This window comes from Nocardiopsis sp. TSRI0078, from assembly GCF_001905145.1.
Lineage (GTDB): Bacteria > Actinomycetota > Actinomycetes > Streptosporangiales > Streptosporangiaceae > Nocardiopsis.
In genome coordinates, this window is sequence record NZ_LWLB01000035.1 from 73,699 (window position 1) to 93,531 (window position 19,833).

The 19,833-nt window shown below is 72.9% G+C and carries 22 protein-coding genes; 6 read left to right on the forward strand and 16 right to left on the reverse strand.

Going from position 1 to position 19,833, the window contains the following annotated elements:
• Positions 1-3: 3 nt before the first annotated feature.
• The 3 genes from mshA to A6A08_RS23295 are packed head-to-tail and all read left to right on the forward strand — an operon-like array spanning position 4 to position 2,633.
• Entirely contained in the window at positions 4-1,302 is a 1,299-nt protein-coding gene (gene mshA, locus A6A08_RS23285) for a D-inositol-3-phosphate glycosyltransferase (RefSeq protein WP_073704772.1), read from the forward strand.
• A gap of 11 nt (positions 1,303-1,313) precedes the next feature.
• On the forward strand, positions 1,314-1,835 hold the full coding sequence (locus A6A08_RS23290) for a YbjN domain-containing protein (protein WP_073704773.1): 522 nt from the start codon (positions 1,314-1,316) through the stop codon (positions 1,833-1,835).
• Between the two features lie 51 nt (positions 1,836-1,886).
• A complete protein-coding gene (locus tag A6A08_RS23295) occupies positions 1,887-2,633 on the forward strand; it encodes a phosphoglyceromutase (protein WP_073704774.1) in 747 nt (248 codons plus the stop codon).
• Positions 2,634-2,813: 180 nt separating this feature from the next.
• Here A6A08_RS23295 and A6A08_RS23300 read toward each other — a convergent pair whose 3' ends face one another.
• Positions 2,814-3,176: a DsrE family protein gene (locus A6A08_RS23300; protein WP_073704775.1), complete on the reverse strand. Its 363-nt coding sequence runs from the start codon at positions 3,174-3,176 to the stop codon at positions 2,814-2,816.
• 14 nt (positions 3,177-3,190) lie between these two features.
• Positions 3,191-3,964, reverse strand: coding sequence for a GIDE domain-containing protein (locus tag A6A08_RS23305; RefSeq protein WP_073704776.1), 774 nt, complete (start codon positions 3,962-3,964; stop codon positions 3,191-3,193).
• Between the two features lie 209 nt (positions 3,965-4,173).
• On the opposite strand from A6A08_RS23305, the gene A6A08_RS23310 reads away from it, so the two are divergent.
• Together A6A08_RS23310 and A6A08_RS23315 are read left to right on the forward strand one after the other, a co-directional pair.
• Positions 4,174-4,713 (forward strand): FABP family protein, encoded by a 540-nt coding sequence (locus tag A6A08_RS23310; protein WP_073704777.1) that lies wholly within the window; start codon positions 4,174-4,176, stop codon positions 4,711-4,713.
• A 364-nt stretch (positions 4,714-5,077) separates the two neighbouring features.
• Complete coding sequence (locus tag A6A08_RS23315) at positions 5,078-6,100, forward strand: folate-binding protein YgfZ (protein ID WP_073704778.1); 1,023 nt, start codon at positions 5,078-5,080, stop codon at positions 6,098-6,100.
• A 92-nt stretch (positions 6,101-6,192) separates the two neighbouring features.
• Here A6A08_RS23315 and A6A08_RS23320 read toward each other — a convergent pair whose 3' ends face one another.
• From A6A08_RS23320 to A6A08_RS23370, 12 genes are all read right to left on the reverse strand, one after another.
• Positions 6,193-6,897 (reverse strand): DUF4352 domain-containing protein, encoded by a 705-nt coding sequence (locus A6A08_RS23320; protein ID WP_242422843.1) that lies wholly within the window; start codon positions 6,895-6,897, stop codon positions 6,193-6,195.
• An 88-nt stretch (positions 6,898-6,985) separates the two neighbouring features.
• The gene (locus tag A6A08_RS23325) at positions 6,986-7,906 is read right to left on the reverse strand and encodes an NADP-dependent oxidoreductase (protein WP_073704779.1); all 921 of its coding nucleotides are present in this window, start codon (positions 7,904-7,906) and stop codon (positions 6,986-6,988) included.
• A gap of 119 nt (positions 7,907-8,025) precedes the next feature.
• On the reverse strand, positions 8,026-8,736 hold the full coding sequence (locus A6A08_RS23330) for a type 1 glutamine amidotransferase (RefSeq protein ID WP_073704780.1): 711 nt from the start codon (positions 8,734-8,736) through the stop codon (positions 8,026-8,028).
• A gap of 12 nt (positions 8,737-8,748) precedes the next feature.
• A complete protein-coding gene (locus tag A6A08_RS23335) occupies positions 8,749-10,005 on the reverse strand; it encodes a MurT ligase domain-containing protein (protein ID WP_073704781.1) in 1,257 nt (418 codons plus the stop codon).
• A gap of 22 nt (positions 10,006-10,027) precedes the next feature.
• Entirely contained in the window at positions 10,028-12,265 is a 2,238-nt protein-coding gene (locus A6A08_RS23340) for a hypothetical protein (protein WP_378699217.1), read from the reverse strand.
• A 210-nt stretch (positions 12,266-12,475) separates the two neighbouring features.
• Entirely contained in the window at positions 12,476-12,781 is a 306-nt protein-coding gene (locus A6A08_RS23345) for a DUF1416 domain-containing protein (protein ID WP_073704782.1), read from the reverse strand.
• On the reverse strand, positions 12,778-13,623 hold the full coding sequence (locus A6A08_RS23350) for a sulfurtransferase (protein ID WP_073704783.1): 846 nt from the start codon (positions 13,621-13,623) through the stop codon (positions 12,778-12,780). Before A6A08_RS23350 ends, A6A08_RS23345 begins: the two co-directional genes overlap by 4 nt.
• A gap of 79 nt (positions 13,624-13,702) precedes the next feature.
• Complete coding sequence (locus A6A08_RS23355; protein WP_073704784.1) at positions 13,703-14,125, reverse strand: DUF4395 domain-containing protein; 423 nt, start codon at positions 14,123-14,125, stop codon at positions 13,703-13,705.
• A gap of 82 nt (positions 14,126-14,207) precedes the next feature.
• Positions 14,208-14,294, reverse strand: coding sequence for a putative leader peptide (locus A6A08_RS29410; protein ID WP_352983320.1), 87 nt, complete (start codon positions 14,292-14,294; stop codon positions 14,208-14,210).
• A 95-nt stretch (positions 14,295-14,389) separates the two neighbouring features.
• Positions 14,390-14,728, reverse strand: coding sequence for a thioredoxin family protein (locus tag A6A08_RS23360; RefSeq protein ID WP_073705033.1), 339 nt, complete (start codon positions 14,726-14,728; stop codon positions 14,390-14,392).
• Between the two features lie 182 nt (positions 14,729-14,910).
• Positions 14,911-15,609, reverse strand: a complete 699-nt coding sequence (locus A6A08_RS23365; protein ID WP_073704785.1) for a DUF2993 domain-containing protein — start codon at positions 15,607-15,609, stop codon at positions 14,911-14,913.
• Between the two features lie 254 nt (positions 15,610-15,863).
• Positions 15,864-17,015 carry a putative quinol monooxygenase gene (locus A6A08_RS23370; RefSeq protein WP_073704786.1) on the reverse strand — a complete coding sequence of 384 codons (1,152 nt, stop codon included), beginning with the start codon at positions 17,013-17,015 and terminating at the stop codon, positions 15,864-15,866.
• 264 nt (positions 17,016-17,279) lie between these two features.
• On the opposite strand from A6A08_RS23370, the gene A6A08_RS23375 reads away from it, so the two are divergent.
• Entirely contained in the window at positions 17,280-18,083 is an 804-nt protein-coding gene (locus A6A08_RS23375) for an HAD family phosphatase (protein WP_073704787.1), read from the forward strand.
• A gap of 377 nt (positions 18,084-18,460) precedes the next feature.
• On the opposite strand, the gene A6A08_RS23380 is transcribed toward A6A08_RS23375, so the two are convergent.
• Both A6A08_RS23380 and A6A08_RS23385 read right to left on the reverse strand, forming a co-directional pair.
• Positions 18,461-19,396: an NAD-dependent epimerase/dehydratase family protein gene (locus A6A08_RS23380; protein WP_073704788.1), complete on the reverse strand. Its 936-nt coding sequence runs from the start codon at positions 19,394-19,396 to the stop codon at positions 18,461-18,463.
• Between the two features lie 224 nt (positions 19,397-19,620).
• On the reverse strand, positions 19,621-19,719 hold the full coding sequence (locus A6A08_RS23385) for a 30S ribosomal protein bS22 (RefSeq protein WP_013155353.1): 99 nt from the start codon (positions 19,717-19,719) through the stop codon (positions 19,621-19,623).
• Positions 19,720-19,833: the final 114 nt, after the last annotated feature.

Sequence of the window (19,833 nt, forward strand, 5' to 3'; positions counted from 1 at the left end):
CCGGTGTCTGGAATCGTTCCCGTGGGAGGACAGGCGTCGGACCCGTCCCGAGTCGCGACCGTCAGTCTGCACACCTCCCCGCTCGACCAGCCCGGCACCGGCGACGCGGGCGGCATGAACGTGTACGTGGTCGAGGTGGCCCGGCGCATGGCCGAACGCGGTGTGGCCGTGGACGTGTTCACCCGCGCGACCAGTCCCGACCTGCCCCCGGTGGTGGAGCTCGCCCCGGGTGTGAACGTGCGGCACGTGCCCGCCGGTCCCTACGGCCGCCTGGACAAGAACACCCTCGCCGAGCACCTGTGCCCGTTCATCTTCGGGATGCTGCGGGCCGAGGCCCAGAGCGAACCGGGGCACTACGACCTCGTGCACGGCCACTACTGGCTCTCGGGCCAGGCCGGCGTGGTGGCCGCCCGGCGCTGGGGCGTGCCCCTGGTGCAGTCCATGCACACCATGGCCCGGGTGAAGAACGCCTCCCTGGCCGAGGGGGACGAGCCCGAGCCCGAGACCCGTGTGCTCGGGGAGGACCAGCTCGTCCGCCAGGCCGACCAGCTGATCGCCAACACCGACGACGAGGCCCGCCAGCTGAGGGACCACTACGGTGCCCGCGACAACCAGATCAGCGTCATCCCGCCCGGTGTGGACCTGGAGGTGTTCACCCCCGGCTCGCGCCAGGAGGCGCTGGCGCGGATCGGGCTTCCCGCCGGCACCGAGCTGCTTCTGTTCGTGGGGCGCGTGCAGCGGCTGAAGGCCCCCGACGTGCTCATCCGTGCCGCGGCCGAGCTCCTGGAGCGCGACCCCTCGCTGCGGGAGCGCCTGGTGGTGGGCGTGGTCGGCGGCCTGTCCGGCGGCGGCATGCGCGAACCGGGGCTGCTCACCGGCCTGGCCCGCTCCCTGGGCGTGGCGGACGTGGTGCGGATCGAACCGCCGCAGAGCCGCGAGCGGCTGGCCGACTACTACCGCGCGGCCGCGGTGACCGTGGTGCCGTCCTACTCGGAGTCGTTCGGCCTGGTGGCGGTGGAGTCGCAGGCATGCGGCACCCCGGTGCTGGCCGCGCACGTGGGAGGGCTGGCCACGGCGGTGGCGGACGGGGTGTCCGGGGTCCTGGTGAAGGGGCACGACCCCGTCGACTACGCGGCCGAGCTGTACCGGATGATCTCCGAGCCGATGTGGCGTGCCAAGCTGGCGATGGCCGCGCCGGCGCACGCCGCCACCCTGGGCTGGTCGCGGACCGTGGACGAACTGCTTGACGTGTACCGGGCGAGTACGGCCCCGCGCGCGCTGCCGCTGGCCGCGTGCAGATGACCGAGGGAGGGATGTACGAGGTGGGTAGGGAAGCGGCCCGCACCGTCGCGGCCGAGGCGATCGCCGCCGCCGTGGAGGAGTCCGGACTGGAGGCGGAGCGCCCCCGCGAGGGGTCGTTCCTGGTCACCCTGCCTGGCAGGGCCAAGCTCAAGACCCTCGTGTGGCTGGAGGTGGGGCCGCACAGCCTCACCCTGACGTCGTTCTTCTGCCGCCAGCCGGACGAGAACCACGCCGGGTTCTACCTGTGGCTGATGCGCCTGAACGCGGACATGTACGGGATGGCGTTCGTCGCGGACGAGGTCGGCGACGTGTACATCCGCGGCCGCCTGCCGCTGGAGGGGGTCACCCCCGAGGAGGTCGACCGGCTGCTGGGGTGCGTGCTCACCTACTCGGACGAGAACTTCAACGGGGCGCTGGAGCGGGGGTTCGCGTCGGCGATCCGCAAGGAGTGGCGGTGGCGGGCCGAACGCGGCCACGACATGCGCAACCTGAGGTCGTTCGCCCACCTGGTCGGACCGGGAGAGGACCGCTAGGAGCGACGGGTGGGCTCCCGGGCCAGGGAGCGGGGTGGCTAGGCTGACCCCATGGGAACTCTGGTACTGCTGCGACACGGTGAGAGCGTCTGGAACGCGAAGGGCCTGTTCACCGGCTGGGTGGACGTCGACCTCTCCGCCAAGGGCGAGGAGGAGGCCCGCCGGGGCGGCGAGCTGCTCAAGGAGGCCGGTGTACGGCCGGACGTGGTCCACACCTCCCTCCTCAAGCGCGCCATCCGCACCGCGAACCTGGCGCTGGACACCGCCGACCTGCACTGGCTGCCGGTCGAGCGCTCCTGGCGTCTGAACGAGCGCCACTACGGCGCGCTCCAGGGCAAGGACAAGGCGCAGACGCGCGAGGAGTACGGCGAAGAGCAGTTCATGATCTGGCGCCGCTCCTACGACACCCCGCCGCCGCCCATCGCCGACGACGACACCTACTCCCAGGCCGGTGACGCCCGCTACGGCGAGCTGCCGCCGGAGCTGCTGCCGCGCACCGAGTGCCTCAAGGACGTGCTGGAGCGCGCCCTGCCGTACTGGTACGACTCGGTCGTCCCGGACCTGGCCGCGGGCAGGACCGTGCTGGTCGCCGCGCACGGCAACTCGCTGCGCGCGCTGGTCAAGCACCTGGACGGCGTCAGCGACACCGACATCGCGGGGCTGAACATCCCGACGGGCATCCCGCTGCGGTACGACCTGGACGACCGGTTCAAGCCGACCAACCCCGGCGGTACCTACCTCGACCCGGAGGCCGCCAAGGACGCCATCGAGGCCGTCGCCAACCAGGGCAGGAAGTAGCCCTCCTCCCCGGTCCTTCCGCCCGCTTCCCGTGCCCGCGCCGCCGCCGGCGCGGGCACGGCCGTGTCCGGGGGCCGGGGGGCGCGGCGAGGCGGGCGCGGGTCCTGGCCCCGCCACAGGGCGGGGTCGCGCGGGGGCGCCACGCCGGAGCGCCCCCGTCCTGGGGGCGGCGCGTACCCCTCAGTAGACGAGGGCCTGCGCGCCCTCCCGGACGGCCTCCTCCACGAAGGTCGGTGCCCCGGCGATGCGCACCCCGTCGAGGAGGTCGTCCCGGGTGAGGTCGCGACGGGCCGCGCACTGGGTGCACACCGTCACCCCGCCCGCTGCGAGCACCGAGTCGAGGAGGTCCTTGAGGGGCGCGGCGTGCGGGAGGGAGAAGCGCTCGGCACGGCCGGGGACCGCGAACCACGCCGACTCCCCGGTCAGCCACAGCGAGACGTCGACACCGCTGGCCAGGGCCGCGGCGGCCACCGTGAAGGCCTGGTTGCACCGCTCGGGATCATCCTCACCGGCGGTGACCTTGATCACCAACGAACGAGACATGGCCGCCACCCTACTCAGCCCGTGACGGCGGTGAGCACGGCGCCCGCCACCGAGCAGAACACGAAGGCCGCGGTGAGCACCAGCGCCTCGGTCCGGCGGGGGGAGACGCGCGCCGGCTGCTCGTCCACCCCGTGCTCGATGCCGAGGGCCGCGCCCTCGGACGCGGCCAGGACCACGCGTCCGCCGCGCACCTGGACCTGGCCGGTGACGCGCACACGGGCGCCGGGGCGGATCACCCACTCGCGGTACTCGAACTCGATGGTCTCGCCGCGGAAGACGCCGGAGATCCGGCCGCGCACACGAGGCAGCAGGTCGTCGGCGGGGGAGGCCACACCCGGCTGGGGGCGCCCCACCACGCGCTTCAGGCACAGTTCGGCGTCCCGGGGCGCGGCACCGCTCGGATCGACGAAGACCCGGTCGGCTTCACCGGAGCGGCCCTCGGCCACGATCCCGAACAGGTCCTCGGAGGAGTAGTCGGCGATGGAGTCGCAGGCCCGCTCGCGGACCGCACCCCCCTCCGGGCCCCGGTTGGGCGACCAGTAGTGGCGCAGCACCTCGTGACCGTGCCACACGCACTCCGCGCCGGCCAGGCCGGAGGCGACGGGTCCGTCGGGACCGGGAGCGGCCACACCGGTGAGTGTGACGCGCCTGCCCTCCCGGGCCGCCACCGCTCCGGGACGCAGCCGGGCCAGGCTGAGCTGCCGCAGCCAGCGCCGCAGGGCGAGCACCGTCAGGGGGAGCAGGATCACCGCGACCACGAGCAGCGCCGAACCGATCACCAGTAACACAGGCCGCCCCTTTGGAAAGTGCGTGAGGTCATACGACAGCGGCGGACATAACACCCCGTGGCCACACCGCGTTGCTGACAATCTTTACCAGTTCTCCGGGAAAGCGGGGCCAATTGGGCATGTCCGTACCGGGACACCGGAGTGGCGGTCGCCACGTGGGCCCGCCGGTGGTCACCGCCACCCCCTCGTCGCCGCTACGCTCGGGGGTTATGGACGCTGAGGTACACCCCGATCTGGCGAAACTGTCCTTCCTGCTCGGCCGCTGGGAGGGCGTGGGCGTCGCCGGCTACGCCGACGTGGAGGAGTTCCAGTTCGGCCAGGAGCTCGAGTTCTCGCAGAGGGCGGATCTGCCGTACCTGGCCTTCACGAGCAGGGCCTGGCGGATGACCCCGGGAGGCGAGCCGGGCGAGCTGGTCACCGAGGAGTCGGGCTACTGGCGCGTGCGCCCGGAGTCCGAGGCCGGGGAGCGCGGGTCGGACGAGCCCGTCGTACACCTGGAGGCGCTGATCGTGCACCCCGAGGGCTTCACCGAGGTGTACCTGGGCAACGTGTTCGCGAACCGGGTGGAGATGTCCACCGACGCGGTGGTGCACACCGAGACCGGGATCGACGCGACCGCCTCGCACCGGCTGTACGGCCTGTTCGGCGACAACCGGGAGACGCTGGGGTACGCCTGGGACCTGGCCGCGCGCGGCCACAGCCTGCGCTCGTACATGTCCGCGCAGCTCAAGCGGGTCGAGGCGAAGTAGCCGAGCAGCCGGAAGAAGCGGCGAAGGCGCCCGGGGAGGCGGTCGGGGCCCGTCCCCGGACAAGGGCAGACCCCGGGCTGTCTCCCGCCTTGGGGCGGGGCCGGTCGGACGAGTCCGGCAGCCCGGGGTCCGGGTGTCCGTCTGGGATTCGCTGCGAACGGCGTCGCGCGAACGCGAGCGTCGTCCTAGCGGACGGCCACCTCGCCAGTCCTAAGATCAACCATTACTTGGACCACCTCCTTTCCTGCGTGCCACCGACAGTACGTCCCACGCGAGCCGTGGGGCAAATGTTTTTTCTGTGAGCAAAACCGCAGGTGGTAGACGTGCTTTCGGGCCCCTTGGCGGGGCGGCTAGGCTCGGCGGTATGACTTCGCCGCTGCTGAGCACACCGGGCGCCGTGAGCGCCGAGTCCCCCGACTCCGGGATCGCCGCGCACTACGGCGACCCCTCCCACGAGGGGCGTGCCGTCGAACGTTCGAGCGCGTGGGTCGACCGGAGCAACCGGGGCGTGGTCCGGGTGTCGGGGCCCGACCGCCTGGGCTGGCTCAACGATCTCACCAGCCAGCTGACCACGGGCCTGGCTCCGGGGACCGGCACCGAGGCGCTGGTCCTGGACACCCGGGGACACCTGCGGCACCACCTCTGCCTGGTGGACGACGGCGAGGCCACCTGGATCCACACCGAGCCCGGGGACGGCCCGGGCCTGGCCGGGTTCCTGGACTCGATGCGGTTCATGCTGCGTGTGGAGGTGGAGGACCTGAGCGACTCCCGCGCGGTACTGACCGTGCTCGGCCCGGACCGCGCCAAGGTGGTCGGGGCCGTCGCGCTCGACGACGTACCCGCGCGCGCGACCGAGGGGGAGATCGACCTCCTCCTGCCCGCCGACCGGCTCACCGGCGCGGCCGAGGCGCTCACGGAGGCCGGGGCGCGCCCGGCGGGCATGTGGGCCTACGAGGCGAACCGGATCGCGGAGCACCGGGTGCGCCCTGGACTGGACACCGACGACCGCACGATCCCGCACGAGGTGGACTGGGTGGGCCGGGCGGTGCACCTGGAGAAGGGCTGCTACCCGGGCCAGGAGACGGTGGCGCGTGTGCACAACCTGGGCCGCCCGCCGCGCCGCCTGGTGATGCTGCACCTGGACGGCACCGCCGAGCGCCTGCCGGAGGTGGGTGCCGCGCTCGAACTGGACGGACGGGCCGTGGGCCGGGTGGGCACGTCGGCCCGCCACCACGAACTGGGGCCGATCGCCCTGGGGGTGGTCAGGCGCGCGGTGCCGACCGAGGCCGACCTGGTGGTGGACGGCATCGCCGCCGGGCAGGAGGTCGTGGTGGACCCGGACACGGGTGCCAACGCCCAGATCAACCTGCGCCGCCGCCCCCGCTGACGCCGTGCCGGAAGGGGTTCGCGGCCCCGCCCCGCGCGCTCCCGCGCCCGTGACGGGGCCGTCCTGGGCGGGCCTCGTGCGGCGCACGGGCCTCAGTCCGGCTCCAGGAGTGCGCGACCGGCGATCCTGACCTCGGTGAACCCGGTCCCGACGGGGACCAGGAACAGGATGTGCGTGGTGACGGTCTCCCCGGGGTTGATGTCGTCCCAGAAGTAGTCCCACGCCACGGTGATCTCGGCGTCGATGTCGTTGGCGTACTCCAGGCCGTCGGTGGTCAGGCCGGTGGTCCCGTAGGTGTCGAAGACCGCCGGCCCGCTCCCCTGGTTGGTCACGTGGAGCCGGTAGATGTGGAACTCCATGCCCGAGGGCGCGGTGTCGGAGGACCCCATCCCGTCGGTGACGGTGGTGTCGGTGTAGGCCTTCTCGACCTCCACGAGGAAGGTGTCGAACTCGGTGGAGGCCCCGTTGTAGGACTCCGGCGGCACCGGCTCCGGGGCGGCGCCCGCCCCGCCCTCCCCGGTCCCGGGTTCGTCCCGCTCGGGCTCCGTACCCGGCGGCTCCCCGCTCGGCTCCTCCCCCGGTTCCCCTCCCGGCTCCCGCGCGGTGCCCGGTTCGGCCTCCTCCTCCGCGACCACCCGGAGGTGCGGAAGCGGGACGCTCGCCAGAGCGAGGAGCATGACGATGCAGCCGAGCACGGCCAGGAACACGGCGACGGGGATGGCGAGGACCCGGACGAGGAAGCCGGGTCCCCGGGGCGGTGGTTGCGGACCGGTGGTGCTCATGCTGGTGTGACGCAAGGCACGTGCGGTTCATTCCGGTTGCGACCGATTTTTCCTGTTCAGGGCCCGACCGACGCGTTCCGGCCGGGCCCCTCCGCCGGAACCGTCAGACGGTGAGGACGATCTTCCCCCGGGTACGGCCGGCCTGGTTCAGACGCCACGCGTCGGCCGCCTCGGCGAGCGGGAACTCGCGGTCCACGTGCACGGTGAGCCCGCCGCCGTCGGCCATGCGGGCCAGTTCGGCGAGGTCGGCGGAGTCCGGGCGCACCCACAGCCAGTGGCCGCCCTGCTCCTGGATCTCGGGGTCGGCGATGGACACGACCCTGTCGGCGCCGCCCACCAGGGGCAGCGACTCCCCGGCGACCCCGCCGCCGACGAAGTCGAGCACCGCGTCGACCCCGTCCGGGGCCAGGGCGCGGACCCGATCGTTGAGGCCGTCGCCGTAGACCACCGGCTCGGCGCCCAGGGAGCGCAGGAAGTCGTGGTTGCGCTCGCTGGCGGTGCCGATGACCCGGGCCCCGCGGGCGACGGCGATCTGGACGCCGAACGACCCGACGCCGCCCGCCGCGGCGTGGATGAGCACCGTGTCACCGGAGCCGACCCCCACCCGTTCGACGGACTGGTGGGCGGTGAGGCCGGCGAGCGGGACCCCGGCGGCCTGCTGCCAGCTCAGCGACCTCGGCTTGGGCGCGATCATGCGTACGTTGGCCGACACGAGCTCGGCGTAGGTGCCGTTCTTGGCCCAGTCCTTGCGGAGGTAGCCGTAGACCTCGTCCCCGACCTGGTACTCGTGCGCGTCGGGCCCGACCGCCTCGACGACGCCGGCGACGTCCCATCCGGGGATGAACGGGAAGTCCGCCTCCATGAGGGCGTCGAGCCCCCCGGAGGCGAGCTTCCAGTCGACGGGGTTGACCCCCGCGGCCCTCACCCTGATCAGAACCTCGCTCGGCGCGACCTTGGGGTCGGGAAGCTCCTCCAGGGAGAGGTCGTCAGCGGATCCGTACTGCTGCAGTGCGATTGCCTTCATGTAACCGACAGCGGTTGCCCCAGGCGGTTCATTCCGCGACACGCCGCAACGTGCCGGAGCACACCCGGGGCCCGGCGGGACGTACCCGCCGGGCCCCGCCGGTGCGGTTCCGCCGGGGGTCAGCCCATACCGGCGGCGAGGCGCTCGTCGTGCAGGCGCTCCCCCCAGGACGGGGCGAGCGGAGCCAGCTGGCCCACCCTCCAGCGCAGCAGCAGGTCGGCCAGCTCAGGGTTGCGGGGCAGGGCCGGCCCGTGCAGGTAGGTGCCCAGCACCTGTCCCTGGTAGGCGCCCTCGGTGCGCTCGTCGTTGCCGATGCCGCGCACCGTGGTGGACAGCGGCCTGGCCGACGGGCCGATGGCCGTGCGGCCCTGGTGGTTCTCGAAGCCGGTGATCCGGCCCACGCCCAGGGCCGGCTCCACGTCCGCGACGATCTCGCCGACCGCGCGGGTCTGGCCGCGTCCGCTGCGGATGTCGAGGATGCCCACGCCCGGGAGCGGGTTGGACTCGTCGTCGCCGTAGGACTCGCCGATGATCTGGTATCCGGCGCACACCGCGAACACGCAGGCGCCACTGGCCGCGGCGCGGGCCAGGCCGCCGTCGGCGCGCAGGCGCTCGGCCGCCAGGATCTGCGGGCGGTCCTCGCCGCCGCCGAGCAGGTAGATGTCTCCCTGCGCGGGTACGGGGTCGCTGGAGTGGACGTGCACGATCTCGGTGGGGATGCCGCGCAGCTCGGCCCGGCGCTTGAGGATCAGCACGTTGCCCTGGTCGCCGTAGGTGCTCAGCAGGTCGGGGTAGATCCACACGATCCGCAGAGCGCTGGTGTTCGTCATGGGTCCTTCTCCCTACTGGACGCGGCCGTAGGCCGTGCGGATCTGCTGGAAGGCGGTGTAGTTGGCGATGAGGTCGACCTTGGTGATGTCGGGCTGCTCCGCCTTGAGGCGGCCCAGGACCTCGTCCACCCGGTCGGCCACCTCGAACTGGACGCCGTCGGTCTCCAGGCGCAGCGCGAGGTCGGTGCGGCGCTCGCCCATGACGAACACGCGGCGGCCGCGCAGCACGGTGTAGTCGACGTCCCACAGCCAGGAGGTGTCCTTGCCGTCGGGGACCTGCGCGTTGACCGCGAGGATCACCGGCGTGCGGGGCGGGTCCAGGACCGCGAAGGACTCCAGCCATCCGGCGGGGTTCTTGGAGAGCAGCAGGCGCACCTCGACGCCCATGGTCACCACGGAGGTGTAGCGGCCCGCGACCGAGGTGATCTCGCGCAGCCGCTCCACGGTGCGCTCGGGGTGGATGCCGTACCCGGCGGCGGTCGCCGCGGCGATCGCGGCGTTGGAGCGGTTGGCGTCACCGGGCAGGTTCAGCCGCAGCTTGACGCGCTGTCCCTCCGGGGTGACGAGGACGTCGGAGTCGTTGTCCACCGCCCAGGTGGTCTGGGGCCTGGTCAGTCCGCACTCGGGGCACTCCCAGTGCGGGTCGACGTCGCGCTTGAGGTGGCCGCCGCACTCGGGGCAGCACCAGGAGTCCTCCTTCCAGCGCTGGCCCGCGGAGACCCAGGTGGCGTTGGGCGCGCCCAGGCCCGCCCAGGCCACGAGCGGGTCGTCGGCGTTGGCGATGACGTGGGCGTTGCTCTTGCCCAGGGCGATGCGCCACTTCTTGGCGAGCAGGTTGATCTCCGAGGCGCGGTCCATCTGGTCGCGGCTCAGGTTCATCAGCACCACGAACGCGGGCTGGGTGGCGAGGAGGACCTGGGGGAGGTACTTCTCGTCGACCTCCAGCACGCCGTTGACGGCGGACTGGTTGTCGGACAGCGCGGTGATGTGCCCGGTGGGCATGTTCGCGCCGTACTCGTTGGTGGCCACGTCGCCGAACTCGCGCAGGGCCTGCGCGATGAGCCTGGTGGTGGTGGTCTTGCCGTTGGTGGCGCTGACCAGGGTGAGCCTGCGGCCCCGGGCGAGCTTGGCGAGCAGGTCGGGTTCGACCTTGAGCGCCACCCGGCCACCGATCACGGAGCCGTCTCCCCGCCCGGTGGCACGGGACAGGCCGGCTGCGCTCCTTCCCAGAACAGAGGCCAGTTGGGCGCGCAAGGGAAGCTCGCTCATCTCATTCTCCAGAATTGCTGGATCACCTGCGCCGTTCGCTCCTGGGAGGCGGCGGGCGATGTGTCGGGCCAAGCCTATTGTCCACCTTGGGACGGCTTCGCCAGTCCAAGCGCTCGGGCGGCGGACCGAGGTTGGGCGGCATCTGGCCGTCGGGTCCCACCTGCTCGGGGGAGCCACTCCCGAGGGCGGCTCCGTCCGGCGTGTCGGGGGTGGCGGGCCCCGGGGCCACGATGCGCGGGCGGCCGCCCGCGGTGCGACGTCCGCTCCCGGCCCGGTTTCCGGCCGCGGTGCCACCGTCACCAACGTCCGGGCCGGCGGCGGTGTTCCGGGAGTCGTCCACCGTGGCGAGGGTGGCCGTGGACAGGGTGAGGATACCCGGGTTGGTGTCGGCCAGCACGGGGCCGTCGGCGGTCAGGACCAGTGCCGCCGTGGAGGGCAGTCCGCGCAGCGACCCGGCGTCCAGGCCCCAGGTGCGGACGGGTCGGGCGCCGCCGTCCCCGGCGGTGGCGGGCGCGTCGGCCTCGGCGGCCTGCGCGGTGGCCCGGCCCCATGCGGTGGCGGATCTCACATGCCGGACGAGGTCGAGGGGGGCGAGCGCGGCGGCCGCGTTGCGGATCACCGCGCCGGACTCGGTGTGGGGGGAGGGGAAGAACCGGTCGTCGGCCTCCACCTCGGCGTCGGGGTCCTCCCCCGACCCGGCCACCGGGTCGCCCACGGCCTCGCCGACCACTTCGGTGAGCCGGTGCAGCCGCAGCCCGTCGGGGCCGTGCCCGGCGACACCGGGAGCGGCGGCCACGGCGCGGGCGACGGCCTCGGCCGAGCCGCCGCCCTGGCGCATCACCACCGGCAGGCATGCGGGGTCGGAGAAGCGGGCGAGGGCGGCGGGCGTGGCCGCGCGGAACATCAGGACCACCTCCACCCCGCTGTCGGCCGCGGCGGCGAGGACCTGGTCCACCTCCCCGGGCGGGAGGGTCTCGGCACCGCAGACCACCACGGTGCGGGTGCGCTCCGGACGTGCCCGGGCGCGTCCGCCACCCACGGTCCTGGGCTCCTCGGGCACCTCCAGCAGCTCGCTGAGCGCGGACACGGCGTAGGTGCCGTAGACGCGCGCGGCGGCCCTGCCGGAGGCCCGGTCCGTGGAGATGATCTTGACCTGGGCGTACTCGGCGCCGTCCGCGCGGGTGCCGACGGCCTCGAAGGGGCTGAGACGGCGTTCGAGCTCCCAGGCGCGCCTGCGGATGGCGGGGCCGTCGGCGCAGCGCTCACGTACCCGGACGCGCTGCGCCGGGGTGAGCAGTGCGAGCGCGGGGTCGTCCTCGGCCGCGTCGTCCTCGGGGGTGAGGAGCGCGCGCAGGCCGCCGATGAGCTCGGCGATCCCGGCACGCGGTCCCAGGACCTCCAGCAGGCGCAGCAGGAGGGTCTCGTCCGCGTCGGCTCCGTCGGTGCCGGTGCCGGTGCCGGTGTCTCCGGAGGCGGCCGCGACGGCGGAGAGGATACGGGCGCGCTGGCCCGCGTCCAGGTTGGTGCCCAGGGTCATCCGGGGCAGGTCGGCGGGAAGCACCCAGCGGCGCGGGGCGACGGCGCAGCGGCGTGCCAGCCGGACGAGCTCGCGGACCACCGAGCGGCCGGTGAGGTCGACGACGGTGAGGTCGCCGCCCTCGCGCAGGCGGGAGACACCGATGGTGGTGAGCAGCGCGGACCATCCGGCCTCGTCGCCGCCGACCACGACGACGGTGCCGGCGTCGGCGGTCACCCCGTACCAGAGCGGCTGCGCCTCGTAGGCGCGGGCGGCGGCCTGCCACTCGGTGTACCTGCGGGCGTGCTCGCGCTGCCGCTCGTGCAGGGCGCGGTCGCGTTCCTCGCGTTCGGCGGCCAGGCGCTCGCGGGCCCGCTCCAGCCGTTCGGCGACGACCCGGCGGCTCTGGAGCAGGGCGAAGGAGACGGGAGCGGCGATGGCGGCGCAGGCGAACACGCCGCCGAGGGCGAAGCTGCCGGGGAGGATGCGCAGCGTCCACAGAAGCGGGAACAGCAGGGCGAACAGGGCGAGCCCGGCCAGGGCGAAGTAGAGCGGCCGGTTGGTCTGGGCCTCACCGTGGCGCTGGGCGGCGATCCACTCCTCACTGAGGGTCTCGGCGTCGGTCGGCGCCGGACGGCGCGGCGCCGGGCCCGGGTGCGGCAGGAGCACGGTGTGCCGCCAGCCGACGTAGGTACGTCCGGCCTCGCCTCGGTGTGATGCGCCGCCTGACCGGGGGTTGGGCACCGTCCGAACACCTCCTGGCCGGCCGTCGTGGGTGCGGCCGGGGACTCGTCCATGCGGGGGCTCCGACCGGGGCCGGAGTGTGGGCAGAATGCTGTCACCCGCCCCGCGTGTTTGTCACGGCCTCGGGCACAGAAGGCGGGGCGCCGGCGCCGGACGGTTCCCCGTCGGCACCGGCGCCCCGTGCGCCCGCTGTCCGCTGTCGCGGCCCGTCTAGGCCTGGACCTGCAGGTCGATGACCTTGCCCACCTCGGCCTGCACCGTGTACTCGGCGGTGAAGCCCTTGGAGGCCAGCACGCGGACCTTCCAGGACCCGTCGGCGGCGAAGAAGCGGAACGTGCCCTCCTCGCCGGTGGCCACCTCTCCGACGAAGTCGTCGGAGGAGTTGAGCAGACGGGCGTAGGCCCCGCGCAGCGGCTCGCCGTCACGGGTCACCGTGCCCTGGATGACCGCCTGGTTGCCCGCGTCGACGTCGGCGAGGGCGACGCCGCCGACCGGTGCTCCGCAGCTGTCGCTCACTTGGCCTCGGCCTCCCCCAGCTCGACCGGGACGCCCACCAGGGAGCCGTACTCGGTCCACGAGCCGTCGTAGTTCTTGACGTTCTCCAGCCCCAGGATCTCGTGCAGGGCGAACCAGGTGTGCGAGGAGCGCTCGCCGATCCGGCAGTAGGCGATGATGTCCTTGTCCAGGTCCACCCCGGCCTCGGTGTAGAGCTCGCGCAGCTCTTCGGCGCTCTTGAAGGTGCCGTCCTCGTTGGCGGTCTTGGCCCACGGGATGTTGCGCGCGGTCGGGATGTGGCCGGGACGCTGCGAGGTCTCCTGCGGCAGGTGCGCGGGAGCGAGCAGCTTGCCGGTGAACTCGTCGGGCGAGCGCACGTCCACCAGGTCCTTGGCGCCGATGGCCTGGACGACCTCGTCGCGGAAGGCGCGGATCGAGGAGTCCTGCTCCTTGGCGGTGTACTGGGTGGGGGCCCGGTCCGGAACCTCCTCGACCAGCTCACGGGAGTCGAGCTCCCACTTCTTGCGGCCGCCGTCCAGCAGCCGGACGCTGTCGTGGCCGTAGAGCTTGAAGTACCAGTACGCGTAGGCGGCGAACCAGTTGTTGTTGCCGCCGTACAGGATGACCTGGTCGTCGTTGCCGATGCCCTTGGCGGACAGCAGCTTCTCGAAGCCGGTGCGGTCCACGAAGTCACGGCGGACCGGGTCCTGGAGGTCCGTCTTCCAGTCGATCTTGACGGCGCCGCGAATGTGCCCCTTGTCGTAGGCGGACGTGTCCTCGTCGACCTCGACGAGGACCACGTTGTCGTCGTCCAGGTGAGCCTCCACCCAGTCGGCGTCCACGAGGACGTCGGAGCGGCTCATAGGGAACCTCCTGTGTTTCTTGTGCGGTGTCGCGTGTACGTCGGTGCTCCCGGGGTCGGCCGCCCCGGGAGGAGGGGGGTCAGGCCGTCCTCCCCGACGCCAGCAGGCGTCGGCCGAGAAGGTAGGTCTCGCATCCGGCGCAGTAGCCGAACGCGGCGCTGAGGAAGGCGGCGAAGAGTGCGAGGGCGGTCGCGGCGATACCGAGCCACTCGGGGCCCGCCAGGTATCCGACGAGTCCGAGAGCGGCGAAGGCGAGTCCCACTCCCTGTGCGAACCGGGGAGGCCGGGCGTCCTCCGACGAGGCCGCAGGGCCGAGCCGGGGCCGTACGACGAAGGCGAACAACAGGCCGTAGGGCGATCGTCGGACCCCCATGGCCACCGCGACGGCGAAGACCAGCGCCTGGAAACCGAGAACCCAGGGGTTGCCGGTGGCGAGGGCCGTGGCCAGTACGAGGGTGGTCAGGGCAGCCGCGAAACGCTGCCCGCGAGGGTCGACCTGCATGGCGTGATGTCCCCAGCTGCGTACGAGGAGAACGAGGAACCGGTCGCACGGAGGAGGCGTGGGCCCTTGGGGGCCGTCCGCCCTAGGGACACAGACAGAGCGCGGCGGCGACGCGGCAGAAGTCCACCGCCCGTCGCTTCGTCAGATACGCGCTCGTCAAGGAAGTCACACCCCAGACGCTACAGGCCCCGTTACGCGTTTGTCACGGGTGTGCTGGGTCACAGGGCGGTATCCGCCCCGGTGGGGCGTTCGTCGGGAGGGTGCTCAGGAGACCGCCGCGCCGATCGCGGCGATCACGTCCGGTTTGCGGGGCTGCCCGCCGGCCCGGCGCACCACACGCCCCGAGGCGTCCAGGACCAGGACAGTGGGGGTGCGCAAAATGTCCAGGCGGCGGACGAGGTCGAGCCTGGACTCGGCGTCCACCTCCACGTGCGCCACGCCCCCGACCATGTCCGCGACCTCGCCCAGGATCCGCCGGGTGGCCCGGCAGGGCTGGCAGAAGGCGGTGGAGAACTGCACGAGCGTGGCCCGCTCCCCCAGCGCCGCGCCGATGTCCTCGGCGGTGAGGACGCCGACCGCCGTGTCCTCGTCGGATCCGGCCATGTCCTCTCCTTCCCCCGGGGTGCTCTCCCTCCGGTGTACCGTCCATCGCCCGCCCGTGGGAACGGCGCGCCCGCGCGGGGGCGCCGGCGCGCGGAAGCGCCCCAGACCCCGCCGCCACACCAGTCCGGCGACGGTGGCCAGGAGCAGGGTCGTCGCGAGCACGACGACGCCGGGCAGGTCCATCAGGCCGCCTCGGACCCCATGATCGGGACGTCCTGGGCGGTGCCGGTGACCCGCAGGCCGCTGGAGGTGGTCTCCGCCTCGGTGATGGTCAGGCCGAAGGGCAGCTGGGGCACCTGGAAGCTGGAGGTGAGCATGCCCGAGACCATGTCGCCGGCGCCGGAGGGGGCGTCGCCGATCTGGACGTCGACCGGGGTGACGGTCACGGTGTCGCCCTCCACGGCGAACTCGCCGCCGGCGTTGACGGGGGTGCTGATACCGGACCCGGGCAGGGCCAGCTCACCGGTGATACGGGGCTCGTCGCCCTCGGTGGTGATGGTGATCCCCTCGGGCAGGTACGCGTTGAAGTAGGAGTAGGGGACGGTGAAGGAGCCGTCCAGTCTCCCGGCCACCACGCTGGGCTGGTCGAGCAGTTCGGCGAGGGGCGCCTCGACCTCGGTGGCGGTGACGTCGACCTGCTCGACGGTGATGTCGTCCATGGTGGCCGAGGCCGCGCTGATGTTGATCTCGGAGTAGGTGCCGCTGAGCGCCTGCGGCAGGAAGGCCCAGCCCTCGACGGACACCTCGGGCTCCTCCGACATCTGGAGCTGCTGGGCCACCTGGCGCGCGACCATGTCCTGCGTGAAGCTGCGGGCTCCGACATCGGCCGCCACCACGAGGGCCGCGAGGAGGACGAGGAGAACGACGAGGAACTTACGCATCGGAGATCCCAGCACACTTTCTTTCGTTCCGGCGCGTTCGCGGCTGGGTCGTCCCGCCGGTCCTGGTCACACGCCATCGGCACCCGACGGGCGCCGGTCATGAAAAACCTGTAGGGAAGAGTACTTCACCCGGGGTGGGACGCCGGGAGCCTTCCGGTGGTTCGTCATGCCTGGACAAGTACACCGTTCCGAGACATTCTCCCGACGCGGAAAGGCGCGGTCACGGGCTTTCCCGGACCGCGGACCCGTGCTCCTCAGTGGGGCATCAGCATGCCCGCGAGACCGTCACTGGCCGCCGCGCCCGAGAGGGAGAGCTCGATCACGTTCGTGGCGACCACGTACTGGGGGCTGAGGCGGGCGAACTCCAGCACGTGCGGCTGCTGCTCGTGCTCCTCCTGCGCCAGCTCGTCGCGGTAGATCGCGTAGACGATGCGCTGCAACGGGGCGCTGGGCACCGTGTGGCAGGCGAACAGCAGGGTGTCGGGCTCCCGGGCGGAGACCTGGGCGACGACGGCGTCGGCGAGGCGGTCGAAGCCCGCCCCCCGCCCCTCGGCGAGCGTGTAGATGGTGATGACGCCGCGCAGCTTGGCGGGCGGGGCCTGCCGGACCGGCGGGCCGTCGTAGTAGTCGTCGTAGGGGTCGGCTTCGCGGCGCTTGCGGCGCACGGGCTCCTCCAGGAGGTCGTCGGGGTCCTCGTCCGCGTCGCCGTAGTCCTCGTAGTCGTCGTACTCGTCGTACTCGTCGCCGTAGGGGTCGCGACGGGGGCGTGCGGCCATGGCGGCCGCTCCCCACAGGGCGGAGACGGCGCCGAGCATCAGCAGCGCCCCCCAGGCGCCGAGGCCGAGGCGGCCGACCAGGACGGACAGCAGCGCGGCCAGGGAGACCAGCCCCAGCACCGACAGGTCGGTGCCGCGGTTGGCGGAGGCGCGCCTGGCGACCGAGACGAGCGCTGTGACGAGGAGGACGGCGACGAGTGCCTGCGCGGCGTTGACGAGCGAGCGCGGGATGAGGTCGTAGTGGTCGCCCAGGGCTGGGTAGGAGGCGCCGAAACGGGTGCTCACCCGGTCGACGGACAACACCACCAGGGGAACGATGGTGAGCGCGCTGAGGAACAGGCGCGAGGTGAACCGGCCGCGGGGCGAGCGGACCCCGTACTCGAAGGCGCCCCAGGCCATGTAGAGCGGGCCGAGGAGGCTGATGCCGATGTGCAGTATTCGGAAGGTGGGCTCGCCGAAATCGAACATCGCCCCGACCACGCCCGCGCTGAGCCCGACCGTCGTACCCAGTGCGGCGACGAGCCAGCCGACGGAGGCCACACCGGGACGGCGCTGGGCATAGGCGGCGAGCGCGGCGGTGGCGCTCCAGCCCACCAACGCGCTTATGAATGCCAGTCCTACCGTCACCATCCCGACAATGATGCTGCACGTTGACGGGTGGATGTGCACTCGGTGCAGGTATGGGGGATTCGCCTCGGGGAAGATCCCGCAGAGTGGAGGCCACGGCGGCGACTCGCACTGTGAGCTTCATCACGCAGTTTGCCGCCGCATCACAGCGGCCCCACCCGCCCCGCAGGTGGCCGTAGGCTCGCAACGCGGGGAGCGCCGCCCCTGCACCGGAGGGCCCGACCGCACCGGAGGGCCGTCTCCCCCCGCCCAAGCCAGGAGAGAACCGTGTCACACGACGCCGCGCCCCCGCCTCCGCCTCCGAACGGTCCCGGGGCCGCCTTCTTCGACGTGGACAACACCCTGATGCGGGGTGCGTCGATCTACCACTTCGCCCGCGGCCTGGCCTCCCGCGACCTGTTCACCACCCGCGACCTGGTGCGGTTCGCGTGGGGGCAGACGGTGTTCCGGGTGACCGGGAGCGAGCAGCCCGAGCACATCAACGCCGCGCGCGAGGCCGCGCTGGCCTTCGTGGCGGGGCACGACGTGAACGACCTGGTCACCCTGTGCGAGGAGATCTACGACGACACCATGGCCGACCGGATCTGGGAGGGCACCCGCGCGCTGGTCCAGGCGCACCTGGACGCGGGGCGGCCGGTGTGGCTGGTGACGGCGACCCCGGTGGAGCTGGCGCAGATCATCCGGCGGCGGCTGGGGCTGACCGGTGCCCTGGGCACCGAGGCCGAGAGCGTGGACGGGGTGTACACGGGACGCCTGAACGGGGACCTGCTGCACGGCCCGGCCAAGGCCGTGGCGGTGCGCGACCTGGCGCGGAGCCAGGGCTGGGACCTGGCGTCCTGCTCGGCCTACAGCGACTCCTCCAACGACCTGCCGCTGCTGTCCCTGGTGGGGCGCCCGCACGCGGTCAACCCGGACGCGGACCTGCGCCGGTACGCGCGCACGCACGGGTGGCCGGTACACGACTTCCGGCGGCACCGGACGGCGCTGCGGGTGGCGGTTCCGGCCGCCATGGCGGGCGCGGTCGCCGGCGCGGTGGCACTGCGCGCGGTGAGACAGCACAGAGCGGGCTGAGGAAGGCCGGGGAAGCGGGCTCCCGCCGGACGTGCCGGGTGCGGCCGAAAGCGGCGCACGCACCCGGGGGCGCCGGGAGAGGATCGAAAGAACCGCGCACGTACCGGGGAGCGCGGGGAGCGCGGGGAGCGCGGGGAGCGCCGGAAGCGGTCGCCGGTGGGGACGGCCGGGGTCCGCAGCGGCCGGGATCCGCGGGGGCCGCACGGGCACCGTTCGTCCACAGGCTGTGGAGGGGCGTGGCGCCGCCGGGCGCCGGCTGCTTCCATGGATATGGGGGCCCGGGGGGCTGACATGCTTCGGGCCGCCCGAAAAGCCCTCAGATGCCCTTTCCGGGCGTGTGCGGGATCAGGCCGCACTCCGGTCAGGGCGGAGGGCCCTCAGCGGCCCAGTGTGGCCCTGGCGAGCGCGAGCACGTGGACGGGCCGCAGACCGCCTTCGCGCGAGGACGGGCGGCGGCTGTCGGCGTAGGCGTCGAAGGCCTCCACCGAGCTGTAGGCGGGCGACCAGTCCAGCACCCGTTCCAGGGGTTCGGAGTCCATCCCGGAGGTGTCCAGCTCCGTCCGCACGGCGCGGGAGGCGCTGGAGCTCGCGTAGGCGATCCGGCCGTGCCTGGCCAGGCCGCGCAGCACCCTGAGGCCGCGCGCCGGGACGGGGAGCCGCTGGCCGCCGACGCGGCGCAGGCAGTGCGAGAGCGGGACCGAGTCCGCGCCCGCCACGTCGAAGGCCCCCGTGCTGTCGCTGAGCGCCATGCGCACCAGCGCCTCGGCGCCGTCGTCCTCGTGCAGGAACTGCACGCGGGGGTCGCTGCCGAGCACCGTGGGCACGACGCGCGAGTCCAGGTAACGGGTGAGGGGGGTGCGTACGGAGGGGCCGATGAGGTTGGCGAACCTCAGCACGGCCACCGACAGGTCGGGGCGGCGGCGCTGCAGGCCGCGGGTGTGCCGCTCGACCTCGGCCGCGTCGTCAGCGTCCAGGGTGGCGCTGGACCGCACCACCAGGCGCCGGACGGTGGTGGAGCGCTGGGCGGCGCCGAGCACCCGCATGGTGCCCAGGACGTTGTCCTCCCGGTTCGGGACGTTCGCGGTGTCCAGGCCCAGGTGCAGGACGAGATCGGCACCGGAGTCGGTGACGATCCTGTCCAGGCTTCCGTCGTGCAGGTCGACATGGGCGTACTCGACCCCCGGTGCGTCCGTGGGCGGCGGCGAGGAGTCCGCGCCGATCACCCGGCGGACAGCGGGCGCCTCACTCAGGGACTGCGCGACCCTGGTGGCCAGGGGGCTGGACACCCCGGTGACGAGTACGACACGAGCCATGGCGACACGTTCCTTGGAAGGAGACGGGAGCTGTTCCGGCGGGCCCGCGGACCGTTCACCCCGAGGGTGAACCGGCGACCGCGACCCGTGAGGCACAACAGCACCTCACCCAGAAAATTCCATTGCTGCGGCAAAGGCCGCGCAAGGACGAAGGTGTCTCCGCGTCCGGGGCGTGCCTGTGGCGCGCCCGCGCCCGCGGAGAGACGACGTTCGCCGCGACCGGTCTACTTCTTGTTGCGACGCGCGACACGCGTGCGCTTGAGCAGCTTGCGGTGCTTCTTCTTCGCCATCCGCTTGCGGCGCTTCTTGATGACGGAACCCATGGGATCACCTTCTCGCTGACGAGAGTTACGGACATGCCGCACCGCTGGGCGGTGGAAACCGGCAAGGATTCGGATGCGGTCGCTGGGCCCACCGGGCACCGGCCCGCGCAGGAC